Source organism: Arthrobacter sp. P1_B11 (genome assembly GCF_056406715.1).
The window spans coordinates 1-14,530 of sequence record NZ_JBFTZQ010000004.1; the positions used below are offsets into that span (position 1 = coordinate 1).

At 62.8% G+C, this 14,530-nt stretch carries 16 protein-coding genes; 8 read left to right on the forward strand and 8 right to left on the reverse strand.

Translation table 11 applies throughout. The features are described from left to right. A partial coding sequence (locus AC1D14_RS04465; protein WP_476968179.1) for a cold-shock protein occupies positions 1–156 on the forward strand: 156 nt, incomplete at its 5' end. 131 nt (positions 157–287) lie between these two features. Here AC1D14_RS04465 and AC1D14_RS04470 read toward each other — a convergent pair. From AC1D14_RS04470 to AC1D14_RS04480, 3 genes are read right to left on the reverse strand one after another with little or no spacing between them, the layout of a single operon-like run. After that, complete coding sequence (locus AC1D14_RS04470; protein ID WP_476968095.1) at positions 288–1,439, reverse strand: HD domain-containing protein; 1,152 nt, start codon at positions 1,437–1,439, stop codon at positions 288–290. Beyond that, complete coding sequence (locus tag AC1D14_RS04475) at positions 1,397–1,888, reverse strand: hypothetical protein (protein ID WP_476968096.1); 492 nt, start codon at positions 1,886–1,888, stop codon at positions 1,397–1,399. Before AC1D14_RS04475 ends, AC1D14_RS04470 begins: the two co-directional genes overlap by 43 nt. A 37-nt stretch (positions 1,889–1,925) precedes the next feature. After that, positions 1,926–2,804 carry a hypothetical protein gene (locus tag AC1D14_RS04480; RefSeq protein WP_476968097.1) on the reverse strand — a complete coding sequence of 293 codons (879 nt, stop codon included), beginning with the start codon at positions 2,802–2,804 and terminating at the stop codon, positions 1,926–1,928. A gap of 254 nt (positions 2,805–3,058) precedes the next feature. Here AC1D14_RS04480 and AC1D14_RS04485 point away from each other — a divergent pair, with 254 nt between their 5' ends. The 4 genes from AC1D14_RS04485 to AC1D14_RS04500 all read left to right on the forward strand — a co-directional run bounded on the left by AC1D14_RS04485 (position 3,059) and on the right by AC1D14_RS04500 (position 4,087). Further along, positions 3,059–3,235, forward strand: coding sequence for a hypothetical protein (locus AC1D14_RS04485; protein WP_476968098.1), 177 nt, complete (start codon positions 3,059–3,061; stop codon positions 3,233–3,235). Continuing rightward, the gene (locus tag AC1D14_RS04490; protein ID WP_476968099.1) at positions 3,220–3,501 is read left to right on the forward strand and encodes a hypothetical protein; all 282 of its coding nucleotides are present in this window, start codon (positions 3,220–3,222) and stop codon (positions 3,499–3,501) included. The genes AC1D14_RS04485 and AC1D14_RS04490 overlap by 16 nt, the downstream gene beginning before the upstream one ends. Before the next feature lie 51 nt (positions 3,502–3,552). Next, positions 3,553–3,720, forward strand: a complete 168-nt coding sequence (locus tag AC1D14_RS04495) for a hypothetical protein (RefSeq protein ID WP_476968100.1) — start codon at positions 3,553–3,555, stop codon at positions 3,718–3,720. Positions 3,721–3,796: 76 nt separating this feature from the next. Next, a complete protein-coding gene (locus AC1D14_RS04500; RefSeq protein ID WP_476968101.1) occupies positions 3,797–4,087 on the forward strand; it encodes a hypothetical protein in 291 nt (96 codons plus the stop codon). Between the two features lie 85 nt (positions 4,088–4,172). Here the strand turns inward: AC1D14_RS04500 and AC1D14_RS04505 are convergent, their stop codons facing one another. Then, positions 4,173–4,316, reverse strand: a complete 144-nt coding sequence (locus tag AC1D14_RS04505) for a hypothetical protein (protein ID WP_476968102.1) — start codon at positions 4,314–4,316, stop codon at positions 4,173–4,175. A gap of 587 nt (positions 4,317–4,903) precedes the next feature. Between AC1D14_RS04505 and AC1D14_RS04510 the strand changes: the two genes are divergently transcribed. From AC1D14_RS04510 to AC1D14_RS04520, 3 genes are all read left to right on the forward strand, one after another. After that, positions 4,904–5,278, forward strand: coding sequence for a hypothetical protein (locus AC1D14_RS04510; protein ID WP_476968103.1), 375 nt, complete (start codon positions 4,904–4,906; stop codon positions 5,276–5,278). Positions 5,279–6,434: 1,156 nt separating this feature from the next. Continuing rightward, positions 6,435–6,773, forward strand: coding sequence for a hypothetical protein (locus tag AC1D14_RS04515; RefSeq protein WP_476968104.1), 339 nt, complete (start codon positions 6,435–6,437; stop codon positions 6,771–6,773). Further along, on the forward strand, positions 6,766–7,548 hold the full coding sequence (locus AC1D14_RS04520; protein ID WP_476968105.1) for a metallophosphoesterase family protein: 783 nt from the start codon (positions 6,766–6,768) through the stop codon (positions 7,546–7,548). The genes AC1D14_RS04515 and AC1D14_RS04520 overlap by 8 nt, the downstream gene beginning before the upstream one ends. Positions 7,549–9,539: 1,991 nt before the next feature. Here AC1D14_RS04520 and AC1D14_RS04525 read toward each other — a convergent pair. The 4 genes from AC1D14_RS04525 to AC1D14_RS04540 form a co-directional block, all read right to left on the reverse strand. Beyond that, positions 9,540–10,244 carry a hypothetical protein gene (locus AC1D14_RS04525; protein ID WP_476968106.1) on the reverse strand — a complete coding sequence of 235 codons (705 nt, stop codon included), beginning with the start codon at positions 10,242–10,244 and terminating at the stop codon, positions 9,540–9,542. Between the two features lie 776 nt (positions 10,245–11,020). Further along, positions 11,021–11,335, reverse strand: a complete 315-nt coding sequence (locus AC1D14_RS04530; RefSeq protein WP_476968107.1) for a hypothetical protein — start codon at positions 11,333–11,335, stop codon at positions 11,021–11,023. 262 nt (positions 11,336–11,597) lie between these two features. Continuing rightward, on the reverse strand, positions 11,598–12,161 hold the full coding sequence (locus AC1D14_RS04535) for a hypothetical protein (RefSeq protein ID WP_476968108.1): 564 nt from the start codon (positions 12,159–12,161) through the stop codon (positions 11,598–11,600). Continuing rightward, positions 12,158–14,224 (reverse strand): hypothetical protein, encoded by a 2,067-nt coding sequence (locus AC1D14_RS04540; RefSeq protein ID WP_476968109.1) that lies wholly within the window; start codon positions 14,222–14,224, stop codon positions 12,158–12,160. The genes AC1D14_RS04535 and AC1D14_RS04540 overlap by 4 nt, the downstream gene beginning before the upstream one ends. Positions 14,225–14,530: the final 306 nt, after the last annotated feature.

The window sequence follows — 14,530 nt, forward strand, 5'->3', positions numbered from 1 at the left end:
TTCATCGCCCCCGACGACGGAAGCGCTGACGTGTTCGCACACTATTCGGCAATCACCTCCAGTGGTTACCGCTCCCTCGACGAGAACCAGAAGGTTCAGTTCGACGTCACCCAGGGCCCTAAGGGTCCGCAGGCGGAGAACATCCAGCCGCTCTAGCGGCTTTTACGAGAGACTGGCCCGCCCACCGGCAGGCCAGTCTCTTCGTTTGTCCGCACCCTAGGATCCGGGCTCCTGTTTGGCCGCCGTAGCAGCCCGCGCCTCCGCTTTCTGCTCCTCCTGCCTGGCTTTCAGGACGATCGCCATCGCAGCCTCTTCTTCTCGGACGCCGCCTGAGCCTTCTGCAGGCGCCGCGTCGTCTCTTTCATGATGACGTCGTGGTTGGCTGCCAGCCACGCCCTGGCGCCGTCTTCATCTGCGAACGCCCCGTCGTCCTGGGCTTCCTCGGACTGGGCGACGATGATCGCCCACATGGGTCCGCGCGGAACCCCTGCCTCGGCAAGGTGCTGGCCCTTGAGCATTGCCTTGCCGACGGCCTTCTCGCTGCCGATCCCCTCTGCGATACTGAGCCAGTCGGGCAGGTGGTTCCTACCGTGACGGGCTCCCTCACCGCGGCCTGCTTTGTCTGCCTCGACCAGCTGTGCCCATTGCTTCAGGGTGGGCACGCCGCCAGCGTTGTCCAGCCGCCGCAGCAGGCGGCGCACCGCGGAGTCGCTGATCTCGACGCCGCCACCGGAGGTGTGGCACATGTGCTCCCGGATCAGGGGCAGGATCGTGTCGTGGTAGCGGCCGGGGGCGCCGATGCGCTCCACGAAGTCTCTGGCCGGCTCGACCCCCGTTTCGTGGTGGCCGCCTGAAGTGATCGTGCCGTCAGCGTTGATCTTGGTGGAGTGGGCCTTGCCGAAGTCGTGCGTCATCGCGGCCAGGACCAGGATGGACGTTTCTTCCTCATCGGGTCCGTCACGGCGGGCGATCCGTGCGGCCTGGTCGCCGGCCATTCCGAGGTGAACGATCACTTCTCCTTCCGGGTGCCAGCGCGGATCCTGCGGGACGCCGCGGGTGGCCGCCAAACCCGGGAAGTGCTTCTCCCAGCCGGAGGCGTGGAGCGCCTTGAGTGCCTTGGAGATGCGGGCTCCCTTAGTGGTGAGTTTGTGGAACTGATCCCAGACCCCGGACTTGTTCAGCTCGGTGAAGGTCGGCGCCATCTCCTGGCACAGCTCTGCCGTCTCAGGAGCCAGTTCGAGGTTGAAGCGGCCGGCAAATTGAACTCCGCGGAGAACCCGCAAAGGGTCCTCATCGAACCTGTCGCTCGTGTGCCGGAGGATGCCGGCCTCCAGGTCAGCGCGGCCGCCGTGCGGGTCCACGAGTTCTCCGGTGGCTTCGTCCCAGCCCATGGCGTTCATCGTGAAGTCACGGCGCGCGAAGGCTGCCTCGAAGTCCACCCCGGGTCGGTCTCAACGACGAACCCGGGGTGGCCTTCGCCGGTCTTGTTGTCGCGGCGGGGCAGGGCGACGTCGAAGTCCTGGCCGTTGACGGTCGTGTTGAACACACCGAAGGACTGGCCGAATTCGTTCACGTCACCGGGCAGCGCCTTCCGAACCTCCTCCTTGGAGAGTCCGTACACCTCGATGTCGATGTCCATGGGGTCCACCGTCCCGCCCTGGGTGCGGGAGAGAAGCCCGTCGCGGACGGCGCTGCCGTCGATCAGCGGCAGGCAGCCGGCCGCCCGCAGCGCATCGAGGACCTGGCGGGTCTCGGGTGTGAGGTCGATCAGGTCCGGGATGCGCTCCGCGGCAGGGGGCAGTGTCACGGCACCCTCCGATCTGGTGTCCGGTGCGAACTGGCCGCCGGCGGGGATGCCTTTAGGCTGTCGGGCATGGGTTGTGGTCATGCCTAAGTTGTGTGCGGCCAGCCGGCTCAGGAAAGGGTTACTGCTTCTTCCAGTCGCCGCAGCCGTTATTCTCGAACGTCTGCCCCTCCGAGAGAACCACCATCGGGAAGCCACCCTTCGGACCGTCGTTTTCGATGATGTCCCCACCGTTGGAGCCTGTCCTGGTAATAGACCAGTAGCAGCTCGACGTCAGCGCTTTCGCGGTCCGGTAGGTTCCCGGAACAATGTCTTTGCCGACAGTCCAAATGCCTTCGCCGATGGTGTTGGCGGCCACCGCCTTTTCAGCACCGGTCACCGCAGCCTCCCGCGCTTTGACGGCTTCCTCGCGTGTGGCCAGCTTCGCGGCGGACTCCGCTTCAGACTTCACCACCGCGTCTTCGCGTGCCTTCAGCTTCGCTGCTGCATCAGCCTCCAGCTCCGCGCTGGTGACTGGCTGTGCAGCAGCCTCAGCCCGCCGCCCGTCAACACCTGCGGCCATACCGCCCAAAATCAGTGCCGCGGCCCCGGCGACCGCTACGGCCACCGCAGCTTTCCGGCCCGGCAGGGAGGCCCAGGACCGCTTCTTGAAGATGAGCGCGTAAAGGCCCGTGAGCAACGCGGCGATGCCCAGAAAAATCAGGATCGATTCACCGTGGCCGTTCGCCGCATTCGACAGAACAATGAGGCCCAGCAGGCCGCCAACAATCCAGAAGGACACACCAAAAGGCCCCTTCGGCTTATTCGGATCGACCTGCGGCCCGCGCTGCTGCGGCGGCGGCGGAGTGCCGAAGCCCTGCTGGGGGAACGGTCCGTGCTGGTATTGCGGCGGGTAGGGCTGATACCCGGCCGGGCCCTGCTGCTGCGGATACGGCGGCTGCTGCGGCTGGGGTTGTCCCGGGTACTGCGGATACGGCGGGACGTTCGGCTCGTTGGTCATTGTTTCCCCCACGGAAAAGTCAGGGACGCGACTGCGCGTCGACGCAAGATTAGCACCGCGGCAAGGGCAACACCGGCCGGGCCTACGATCTCCGCCGAAAGATGAAGACCCGCACCGGGGTGCCGCACACATAGCGGGTGAGAAGCACACCCAGCACGTCCCCTTGAAAGCGGATATGACCGTTCAATTAGATTTCACCGCGGCGAAGGCACCCGAAATCACCCCCGGTGGCGTCTCCGACATCATCACCAAGCTTGCACCATTTCGCCTTCGAGTCCGGCCTGACCGTCACCATATGCGCCAACTTCCCGCAGTTTCTGGAGAAGATCACGTTCACCCTCGAATTCACTGACGAGGACCAGCCCGCCACCGACGCCAGTGATTTCCTGGCGCCGTCCGCGCGAACGAAGATCGGTTGGCCCCCCGCCTGACCGTGGTCCGCTACAGTGCCAGGGCGACGAGCCTGGAGACGCTCGTGTCTCTGGACGGCATCAGCATGGACCGGACCTGGCCTCTGCTGGTCCTGTCCGCTGGCCCCTACAACCCCGACGACGACACCGAAGACGAGGACAACACATGGCGGCTCCTGGCGATGCTGCGGGTCGAGGCATGGCGTAAAGATTTCCAGCAGCCGCCTCAATGGCCTGCCGTGGGCTCCAAGGGCGAAGCGCTCATCTCAAAGAAAGCCGATCGGTAGGCCGCGCGTCGGTTGGTACCGTTGCCCGGTCATGGCGTAGAAATGATGGCTATGACAACCACAACCGAAACACCGGTGAACCCGGCGACGGGCGAAACCACTACTGAGACCCACCGCGTGGCCTTCTCGAACCCCGATGTCGTGAAGGCTCCAGTGGTGCGGGACCCGGACGCTTCCCGCCGTGCCGCGCAGGCTCCGGTCTTCTCCAGCGCCTACTGATCCCCCAAGGCCGCCGCCTCACGACACGCCCGCTGCTCTCCCGCTGTTTGTCGGTGCCCGGTGCCACCATCAAGATATGAGCGTTCCAGCGGTGGAAGCAGCGATCAATGAGCTCATGGACTGGGAGTGGCAAGCAGTCGAGGAGCTGCTCGCGAATCGTGGTCTCCTGGGCGACGGACTCGTCGTTGAGGACTACACGGGCATGATGTCCTGGCTTGAGGGAGCTACCCGGTTCACGGTGGTGCACTCCCCCTCCGTGGCCGTCCTGTTCGTAGACACTCACCCCGTCGATGCCATCTTGTTCCATCGGGATCTCCTTGGAGCCGATAACCCGAAGGCGTTCTTCAGCCCCGCCGCAGCGCACTGAAAGGGGCTGCCCGTTTCCTCCCTGGCCATGAGCTCCCCTTGGTTCAGACGGTTATTGCTGAAATAGCCGTGCCGGACTTCCTGCGTCAGGAGATTCGAATGGTGAGCCCCGAGTACTTGGTAACCGTGGTGTAGCCGGACTTGGACCCGATCACGCGGACCTTGAGGGTGCCGTAGCGGTCCCCTGCCACAATCCGGTGCGTCCGGCGGTAATCCCTGACGCAAGACAACGAGGCGGGGCTCCTCGCGCCGTCGATCCTGAACGCCGGACCGAGCCTTCCGTATCGTGACGAGCGTAAGCGTTTCCGACCGAAAGGCACATCGTGGCACAAGGCGACATCGAGACGTATTACCAAGACGGCACCTGGAAGAACGAGCGTCAAGGCATCGACCGTGCGTTCGGTGCCGGCTCTGGTCCGGAGGTGATGGCGGCCGACGCCCCGAGGCTGGTCTTGCCCCAGCGGAATCATACCGACACGAGACGAGGATCCATGGCTGAACCACTGCCGACCTTCGATGAGATGCGCTCCAACGCGTACGCGATGCTCGGCGATGTCTGGGACGAACTCCGCTCCGACTGACGCGACGGAGCCGGACCGACCAATAGCCAGGCGGAAGCCCTCCGCGTGGCGCGCCAGGCGATCGCCCAAGCCAAGGCAGCGCTGAACCGGGCCGCCCGCTGTGCCCAGCCAGGAGTCGGACTCGCCGCCCCTGAGCTCGCCGATGTTCGTCCATCCGGTCAAGCACTGCTTTTTAGTCGGGACAGCGTTACGCTGACGCCGTGAAGGGCAGGTGGCTTCCAAGACTGTTGCTGGCGATGCTTCCGTCGCTGGTGCTCGCCACGTCCGGCTGCACGCAGACGGCCTGCCCCGCCATCGGTTTCGTCAACCTGGGCCCGGTAGAGCTCGACCTCGCGGCGCTGCCCGCCGGCACGTCCGTGTCCGCCTGCTTCGGAGTCAACGACCGCTGCCACCCGGTGCCCGTCACCCGCGACAGCTCCGGCCGTTGGACGATTCCGCAGAAGCCACCGTTCGTCCAGCCCGACAACGCCCCGACCCCTCTCCCCCGGATTCGTATCGTCGCCGCCAAGCCGGACCAGGGCATCTCTGATCAGCTGTACGGGATTGAGCACACGCCGCCGCGCCTAGGCTGCGATACCACGTATGACCTCATCCCAGTGAAAGTGCTCTGACCCGCACGCCCCGGACCGGAGCTGCCACCTTTCCCGCGCCGCCGTCAGGCGGTGCGCTGTGTTGGGCCGGCGGTAGCCGTTGACCCGGTGTGAAAAAATCCGAAGGGCCGTCGAGCGAAACGAGCGGTGGCAGCTGGCGGTTGGGCATATTAAGAGGACTCGGGGCTGCGCCCCTCGTCCCTTCGTGTTTTCCGAATCGCTGACCTCATCGTTCATCGTCCGGTTACCGCGTCGTGGTCCTTCTTTTTGTTTCCTGGCCCGCGGTCGGCTGCCGCGCGCTCCGCGGCACGCTTTGCGCCGCGGCTGCGTCTTGTCGTCCGTTTTGTGGTTCGTGCTGCGCTCCGCATCCGCGCTGCGCGCGGCCAGTGGTGTCCGTCTCACCTCCGGCTCGTTCTTCGATTTGTTCCTTGGCTGCTGCATTTCCCCCGGTTTCGCCGTCGGTTGCTCATTGTCACGTTCACCATCGTGATGATTGGGGGCTGCGCCCCGGGCTGTTGATATTCCGTCTGGATTTTTGCTCCACCGCTGGTGTCGCCTGCGGCCGGCCGTTCCCGGTTCTCTTCCTTGTCGCGGTTTGAAGCAATTCGTTTTTCGCTTTGGAATGCCGTCGCGCCTGGATGCCGCAAGCATCGGACCACCCCAAAGTTTTTGGGAGAAAGTTCTGAAAAACCGCCGTCGCTTCCGACGAGCAGCCGCATACAAAAGAAGCACCGATAGCGAGCACCGGTCCGCCTCGGAGAAACCGGAACGCTTGTGCCTGGCAATCCGACATGCTCTCGGCGCTACATCAAATTTATAGAGGAGAAGCCTCGGCAGGGTTCGCGGCACTGCCTCGAGCGATTCGGGGATTTCTACAGACTATTTGCGGCTGTAAATGGCCCCGAATCCGTCCAGCTCCCGACCAAGGCACAGATCTAACCGGCTACTTCCCTGACGTCATCGAAGCATCTCGGAAGCACGTCCCACTGTGCTGCGTGGTCGACGGCGAAGCTGTCATCTGGACCGGCCAACCGGCTCGACTTCATCGCGCTGCAGAAAAGGAGGAGCACATCCAGGGCGGTGCCGGCGGCCCAAGCAGGAAGCGCTACTTCCGGCCGAAAGATGGAGATCGGTAGGTGCAGGGCTGCCTTCTTGCCTCCAAAAACAGTCAGACCCCATGGCTACACTGGCCCCCATGAAGCAGAAGCTAAGCAATGATGACAAGGGCCGGTACCTCGTCACCACGGCCACGGGCAGCCAGTACCTGCTGGATATGAATGCCAGGACACTGCACCGGTCGATGGCAGCCACTGCACCGCTCACTGACTTCTTGAAGGCAGGCTTCTCCAAGCTTCGTCGCGACGGCGAGGCCGTCGACCTGCACATGATCGAGCACTGCGTCGTCGGAGAATCCGCCCGTTATTACATCCAAGTGCGTGAGGACCACATTGCCACTTTAAGGATGACTTCTCCCGTGGTCAGCATTGAAGAGTTGGAAGTGGCCGGAAGTGAATAAGCCAAACGGTCTGCCGGTGCTGGGTGTGGTGGGCGACTGGCACGGTGATCTCGGATGGTCGATTAAGGCCGTGAAGTCAGCCGCACGCGACGGCGTCTCCACGCTCATCCATGTCGGGGACGTGGGGCTCGACTGGCCTGGTGCCAAGCGCGGCCGGTACGAGCAGAGACTGAACAGCGCTCTGGCCGAACGCGGGGTGGAACTCGTGGCTTCACCCGGCAACCACGATTGCCTCTCAAACATCGACAAGCTAGATGTTCAAGACGATGGCCTCATCATCTGGCGCAGCCACATCAAGATCCTGCCCAAGGGAGGGCGCACGATCATTGAGGGCCTTCGAGTCGGCGGGCTCGGCGGTGCCCTGTCAGTCGACAAGAAGTGGAGGGTGGAAGGCAAGACATGGTGGGCCGATGAAGAACCCACCGTCGAACAGGCCGAAAAGCTGATGGCCGGCGGCGACTTGGACATCTTGGTATGCCATGACGTGCCTATGGGGGTGCCGGTGCGGGGCTCGTTTGACCTGCCGGCGGACCTTGTCGAATATGCGGACAGGACCAGGGTCCTACTGCGGAAAGTTGTGGACCGGACCGGTGTGCCCAACGTCTTTGCGGGGCACTGGCACCAACGGGTCGTCCACCAAATTGCGCATCCCGACGGCCGCTCGACCAGGGTTGATGTGCTGAACATGGAGGGCAGCCACGCGGGAAACGGTGTGCTCGCCTGGCCCGGCACCACGCCGCTGCGCATCGAACCGCTCCTCATCCACGGCGACTAAACCCCCGGGTAGGCACCGCGATCGAACCTTCACCGTTTTGAGGATGCCCCAAGAACGTCCTTGCAGGGGCGGCATCTCGGAAGCTACGCTCCACAGATCCCTGAAGACCGATGACATCCAACGCACGCTCAGGCAGCCCACGGTAACTCGCAACTGCAGCACCCTGTTGACCGGGAGCGAAGTGGTCCCCCAGATCGACGTCGACGGGGACCCAGTTGGTGCTTCCGGCGTTCCTGCTGCCTCTGCGTCACGGACGCGGGCGTGCCCGCTGTTGAGCAGCTATTGGTGCCGGGGTTGCAGGTATAGAAGCCGCCGACGGTGAGAAGTCAGGCCTTGGTCGGGCTGAAGCGTTTTATGGCGTTCATAGCCGGAAACGCGTCAAGCGGCGTCTGGACTGGCCTGCGAGGAATCCCAGCCCACTGGAAGCAGTCGCCTGCCTACGACATGCTTAGGTTTGAGTCAGGGTTTCCGCGCGGCTGAGGAAACCCAAGCCCTGATGGAGTCGAAGCGCCCTGATCCCTCGCGTCGTCGCAACAACGAGCAGCCCGACAGGGAGGTCTCTTTGCACAAGATGCTGGAAGGCGCCAATAAGCACGGGAACGGCCATTGGAAGGGGCGCGTCTACGTCGCGCAGAATAACGAAACCCGATTCAGGCAATACTGCCGGGTCGGGCTCCACGCTCCTTGCTGAGAGTTCGTAGAGTGGCCAGCTCGCAGCCGCCGTGACGGTCATGGCTGATTCAATTATTTCGTCCCTGTACGCCACATCCCGGAAGGTTGCCACCGTCACCTGCGCTAGTCCATGACCCGAGTGTGTCAATGTGTCGGTTAGCTCAAGGGCCCATTCAGCGGTATCCACGTTGTCCTCGGTTCTCAGTGGCGTAGGCAAACGACGATTTCGGATGGCTGCTAGCGAGAGGCGAAGCGCATTGGGCCGGCCAGGTCTCGCTGGCCCGAAGGCTTTTCGACTGGTCTAACCGCCGAACAGATTTTCCATATCTTCGCGAAGACCAAAGGGGGTTTTCTCCTTCAGCCGTCTCGAGCCTAGCCCGCCCAACGGCGAGGACTCATCCAGCTTTGGCGCCCTCGTTCATGAGCGTTGTCTGCCTCCGGTCACTCGCGGATTGTCGGAGAGCTCCCGGAGCTCGGCCGCTGTTCGCCTCCGGTCCTTATTCAGTTCGATACACCACCAGATTTCAGCAACGAGCAGAACCGCATAGGGGCCCAGGGCGGCAACGATCTGCCACCACGCTGCAGGAGCATGCACGATTACGTGTATAGGTCCGGACGGCAGCGAGTTGGCCACGTGCCCAGCCTACTGTTGCGCGTCATCAACGTGCTAGAACTTCTGCCACCCACTCCGTCTCATCAGTGCGCGGCCAGAGCTGCAGATTTACGAGGTCATCCCCCGGCTCCGCGATGAGATGGCCAGGCGGGTTATCCACCCCGAGGGATTCGAGGAAATCAACATACGGCGCCCCGAGCGGCCTCCATTCCTTCCGCTGCAAGTTGAGGTATCGAAACCTAGGTGATGGTCACCACCGTCGGCGGATGCCCCGTACTGTCACCCCTCAGCGGCAACTGGTCCATCACGTGGTCCTTATAGCGGTCCATCAAGTGGTCCACCCCGGTCCGCACAGCGGTCCATCAAGTGGTCCACCCCGGTCCGCACAGCGGTCCATCAAGTGGTCCACCCCGGTCCGCACAGCGGTCCATCAAGTGGTCCACCCCGGTCCGTACAGCGGTCCATCAGGTGGTCCACCCCTGACCCGAGGCAACCTTCGCCCGCGACGGACACCCGGACCATTTTGAATGGACCACTAAAGGACCACCCGTGGACCAGCAACGGGCCACCAGCGGACCGCCCCGCCCAAACGGATCGTGAACAGCCGCCCCGCCCCGCCATCAGCCGCAGGAGGCGCTCGACGAGCTGCTGTCCAAGGGGCGTGCGTGTCTGATCCATCCCGCGTGGTTGGCAAGAAAGGCGTGGCCTACGCGCCGATCCAGCGGAAGGTGCAACCACTCACCGTGAAGCCGGCGGCCGTTGCCGGGACTTGGATCGTGAACTGAGGAGCAACGTTGATGTAGTTGTTCTCGATGATGTTGCCCTGCGCGTCGGAGACCTCCCAGTAGCACTCCTCGACCTTCGCCCCTTGCGACTGCCACGTACCCGGGACGACGTCCTTGCCGACAAGGAACTTGCCGTCATCAACGTACTTGCCGCTGGCCCGTTCGGCTTCATTTTTGTCGTTGGCCTTTATTTCTGCGGCGATGGCTGCGTCGTCAGCCGCCTCCTTGGCGAGGCCGGCTTTGATGTTGGCTTCAAGCTGCGCCCGCTTCGGGTGGTCGGGGCACACCATGAGGGCACCCTTAATCATTTTGACTTCATCCGGCCTGAGGGGCTCGGTGATGTACTTCCCGGCTGTCTCAGCGCAAGGCCCGTAGAGGAAATCCAGGTACCTGGGATCGTCAGCGTATCCGTAGACCTCGATGGCAGCTAGCTCACCTTCGCTCGGCTCCCCGCTCACGTAGTCAGCACCGCAACTGTTGTTGGGCTCGGACCACGCCTCTTCGAGGTCGGCGTATAACGTGGGGTCGCCGTCTTCCGAGTAACACGTCAGCTCGTAGGTGATTCCGGCTGGTTCGGCAGGGACCGCGGTTTCGGCCGCAGCAGGGGCGGAAGACGCTTGCGACATCGAGGAGGAGCCACCACCGCACCCTGACACAAGCAGGGTAATTCCCACGACTGATACAACGGACAAATTGCGGGCAAAGAGCATTGCACTGCTTCCTCTCGGACTACGGGTCCGACAGGTCCGCGTACCCACTCGATGAAGATACACCGCGGCGGGAACTGTTACTTGCAGCCCTTCAGGATTCCCGCAATCGCGTCATTTCCGGTCTGAGTGACCCACAGCTTGTACTTCGCCTTCACAGCGGTCTGGCGGGCAACGTGTCCAACATGAACCAACACTGATGACACGCCTTCCAGGTGCGTCTCCGCGGATCAAGGCTGGTAGCCTCTAGCTGGATCTGAGCGATGAGAATGCGGAAGAGCTGCGCTCCATTCTTGGCCGTTTCGCCGAGAAGGCGCGCCATATTGGCGGCCGCAAGCAGACTACCAACGAGACACGCACCGGCGGGCCGGCCACCAAAGACATCCGCGCCTAGGCAGTTGCACAGTGCCGCGACATCAACCCTCACGGCCGCGTGCCGGAGACGATCGTGCAGCAGTACGTGGCCGCGAATTAGGCGGCCTTCACGCGCTCCCTGACGCCCACCGCTGCCATCACCGGCCAGGTTGCGACGTGTAGAACCCGGAGTTGAGGTCAATCTTCCTGTCCGGGGCAATGTTCATCGTGCCGGCGCTGCATGTCTTCAATTAGGCTCCGGTCGTTTTCATTGGCAACGAGCCCATGTATCGGACAACGCAAGGCCCAACCAGTCCTACCGATTTTCTCGATCTTGGAGTTCATGCGAATGTCTCCAAAACGGCGCCCAGCCTCGAATGGATCTTCTTCAAATCGTCAATGTCGGTATAGAGCACGGCTACCGGCTCATCACCGTCCGCCTCCCAGCAGTTGATATTCATGACCGGGCGTTCGTCCTCGTCATCCTGAGTTGCTTCGAACACGAGTCGTGCGACAGTTTTTGGGCCGCTGTTCGAGAAGAACGCAGGCGTCACAGCAGACTCATCTTCGAAAAGCTCTGGTGTTGCACGGCAGTAGCCCGCGGCATAATCGTCCTGCAGCTCGCACCAATCTTGGCATTTCCCCCTGCTGGGCATTCCATTTCTCCCTTGTCTGCGTCCTAAACGGTCACAGGCTATCAGCCGGTTCGGGCACGTGCTGGGCGCAGGGCCGCGAGGGGAATCGATTTGCTGGCCTGCCGCCGACTCGTAGCTTTACCACTTGGCGCTCCGGGAAGCGTCAGCAACGGCTGATCGCCCTACGAGGACTCATCCGCCGGCCCAGAGTGTACGCCCCGGATCCAAGCCGGGCGCGGACCGTCTTTCGAGGCCCGGTAACCATTTGTGCCAGATACCGGCCCTACGCGGCCGCGGCCGGACTGACCGGCTGAATGGCGGCGCGTCGCTCGGCCAGGATCATCCGCGCCAACTCGGGCATAGTCCAACCACGCGTTGTCTTGAGCGATACGTCGTCCGTCGCCTGCATGGCAAGCAGCAGGAAACGTCCAGTGCAGTTCGGTGACTTCAGCACTTTTTCCCTGATCCACGGGTCGTCCGTCTCCCGCCAGAACCTGCCCAGAAGACGTTCCGTAGTGGCCGAGGATTCCACGATGTTGTGCCTGTTCCGCCGGGCATCCGCCGGCGGCTGGGTCTTGGTGTGGTCCCACAGCAAATTGAGCACACGGGCGTCGGTGTGTGGGTGGAAGACCAGCGTCCGGAACTCCCGCGGGTCTGACTGGGCTGCCTGCTCGGCAGCAGCAAAGAGCTCTTCGTACGTCTCGAAGTCCGGAAACAGTCCTTCCGGGCCCGGGTAGTAGCCTGTCGGGTCGGAGACCTTTGTCCTGAAGGCTCCCCAGAAGCTCTCCTCGTACGTTGCGAAGCAGGGGTAACCGGTCTCTCGCTCCGTATAGGTGAGCCCTCTCATGCTGCGTTCCCCTGCCGGAGATCCTGGCACGCGGTGCAGTGCCGGATGACCATAGGCGGCGCGACGAGGTGCTCGTCGCAGGTTTCGGCTTCGATGTCATCGATCGGGAACAACGTCTGAACATTCGCAGGCCTTGGCACACGGATGTCGTTGGGCGCTTCCTGCGAGGTGAGGTCGAACGCTGGACCGAAAAAATCACCGGAAATCTCTGTAGCCACGGAAGAGAAATTAACACCGTCGTTCGGAACGACAACCTCCGGGACCTCCGCCAGTCCCCCTTCTGACGTTCCCGGGTACTTTTTCCCAGCAAACGCTGCTGGCGTTACGGCATTCGGGTCGATGCCGTCGGCAAGGCAGTACTGCCACCGGCCTCCCTCGGTCCCGTCGTGGCGAACCCCCTGGCTTTTCTTCAGCATGCGCTGCAGGGCGAGTTCCTGGAGCATTCTGTCGATGGTAGTGCGGGGGATTTGCGTCGCCTCGATGACGTCCGCGGTTCGGCTGAACGGCTTCCTGTGAACGGCTTCAAGCACCATGCGGCGCACAGGCGGAATGCTGTCGTGGGCTATGCGAAGAGCCAGAAGCATGGCGTCCCGCCGGTGCATTCCGATTGGGCTTCCGCCGAGGACGATCTGCTGAAGCATCTTAACGAACCGCGCCGACAACTCTGGATCGTTTGCCTCCATCGGTTCGCCCTTGAAATCCCGTTCAGCCGGTGTACGAGCCATGGTGACGTAGTCAGCTGCTTCAAACAGGACAATGAGTTCATCCTGATCGAGAGGCGCAGGGTTCTTATCCATGCCTGCGATGACACCCGCGGCCGCCTTGCTGAGCTCCTCCCGCATCTGCTTTTCATGGCCCGTGTTCATGAGCGCCTGCATTCCTTTGACCCGACGGTCGGCGCGGGAGTCCATCCGGATAAGCGCGAAACGATCTCCCATGGCGGCGATCACACTGTGGTGCCGGTCGTAGGTGGTGGTCGTCGCGCCGATCAGAGTGATGCGGCCTGCCCAGCTCAGCGACTTTCCCCCGTCCGTTCCCACAAGCCGGTTCCAGGAGCCGTCGTAGATTTCCCGCAGGGCCGCCAAAACGGCCGTCCGCGCGTCGCTGCCCATCGAGAGAATGGAGGTGAAGTCCTTCAGGATCAGGGTTCCCTGGGCTCCGATCTGCTTCAGCAGCCCTCCTGTCGCGTCCTTTGAGCGTTCAGAGTTGCTGGTTCCAGACAGCAGGGCCCCCGGCGACGCAATTTCTGACACCATGACCGTGTTCGGGGTAGCGGCCAAGGGAGCGATTCCCTCGGTCTTTCCGCTGGCCGATCCGGCAACAGTCAAGAGCCAGACCGGTTCACCCTTCAGCTCGTGCGCTGCCCGGACGGCAAGATTCGCGTGCACGACAGACATGTCGTAAGCGGAGCTCATCCATTTCCGGTATGCGCCCTCACACTCGGCGAGCGTGACTACCTCCGCCGGAGGCGTCCAGCCCGGGTCCGCCCGTTTCTGGAACTCCTCCGTTACATCGAGCAGGTCGCCCCATCCGAGGCCCTTTTCAAAGTGGTCGGTGAGATCCGCTCCTTTGGTCTCCAGCGGCGTGCGAACCACAGTGAAGGGAACGCCGGCTTCCTTCGCGAGGGCCATCCAGTTCAGGGCATGCTGGTATCCCGGTTCATCTGCATCCGGAACGATGGTCAGGTGCCGCAGACCACGGAGCTGGGAGGCGTACTCGCTTGGGAGACGCTGGCCGGCGCCCGCATGTCCGCAGATCATCGTACGGCCGTTGTTCTTTGCCGTATCGCAATCCTTCTCGCCCTCGCCAGCCAGAACGCCTTCGCCGGCCGCGATGCACCTTTTGAGGTCGGGCAGGTTGTAGACGGGCACGGCGCCGTCTGCTTTCAGGTTTTTCAGCACCGCTGAGTCCCTTGCCGAGTAACGAAATTCCTTGTGTGCGGGTTTGGGCGAATTCGGATAGGCCAACCTGACTTTGGTGAAGGCCACGGATCCGTCTTCGAAACGAAAGTTGTACCTGGCCTGCTCGACGGGCCGGCCGTGGTCAACCTTGGCTTTCTGCATGGCTGCCGGTTTGGCCGGGGTAGCTATTGTGGGTTGGGCGCGGCCACGGGCGTTCCAGGAGGCTTCCCGATGTCCGAGGGCTGCTTCGAGTGCGTGTTTGATGTCTTGCCAATGGCAACCCGCGAAGCAGTTCACCACGACGCCCTGATCGGTGCTTGAAGCCAGGGTTATCTGGCAGCTTGGTTCCTGGTCTGTGTGAGCAGGAGCGGGGCACTGGCACTGAATCTCATTGTTACGGCGTCTGTATTTGAGACCAAGGGCATCCAACGCCTCTATGGCGGTCTCAAGGCTAGTAATAACGTTGCG

Coding starts and splice junctions, on each gene's coding strand:
- AC1D14_RS04475 (WP_476968096.1), bottom strand. CDS start 1,888: ATGACCACAACCCATGCCCGACAGCCTAAAGGCATCCCCGCCGGCGGC.
- AC1D14_RS04480 (WP_476968097.1), bottom strand. CDS start 2,804: ATGACCAACGAGCCGAACGTCCCGCCGTATCCGCAGTACCCGGGACAA.
- AC1D14_RS04495 (WP_476968100.1), top strand. CDS start 3,553: ATGACAACCACAACCGAAACACCGGTGAACCCGGCGACGGGCGAAACC.
- AC1D14_RS04500 (WP_476968101.1), top strand. CDS start 3,797: ATGAGCGTTCCAGCGGTGGAAGCAGCGATCAATGAGCTCATGGACTGG.
- AC1D14_RS04510 (WP_476968103.1), top strand. CDS start 4,904: ATGCTTCCGTCGCTGGTGCTCGCCACGTCCGGCTGCACGCAGACGGCC.
- AC1D14_RS04515 (WP_476968104.1), top strand. CDS start 6,435: ATGGCTACACTGGCCCCCATGAAGCAGAAGCTAAGCAATGATGACAAG.
- AC1D14_RS04525 (WP_476968106.1), bottom strand. CDS start 10,244: ATGTCGCAAGCGTCTTCCGCCCCTGCTGCGGCCGAAACCGCGGTCCCT.
- AC1D14_RS04530 (WP_476968107.1), bottom strand. CDS start 11,335: ATGCCCAGCAGGGGGAAATGCCAAGATTGGTGCGAGCTGCAGGACGAT.
- AC1D14_RS04535 (WP_476968108.1), bottom strand. CDS start 12,161: ATGAGAGGGCTCACCTATACGGAGCGAGAGACCGGTTACCCCTGCTTC.
- AC1D14_RS04540 (WP_476968109.1), bottom strand. CDS start 14,224: ATGCAGAAAGCCAAGGTTGACCACGGCCGGCCCGTCGAGCAGGCCAGG.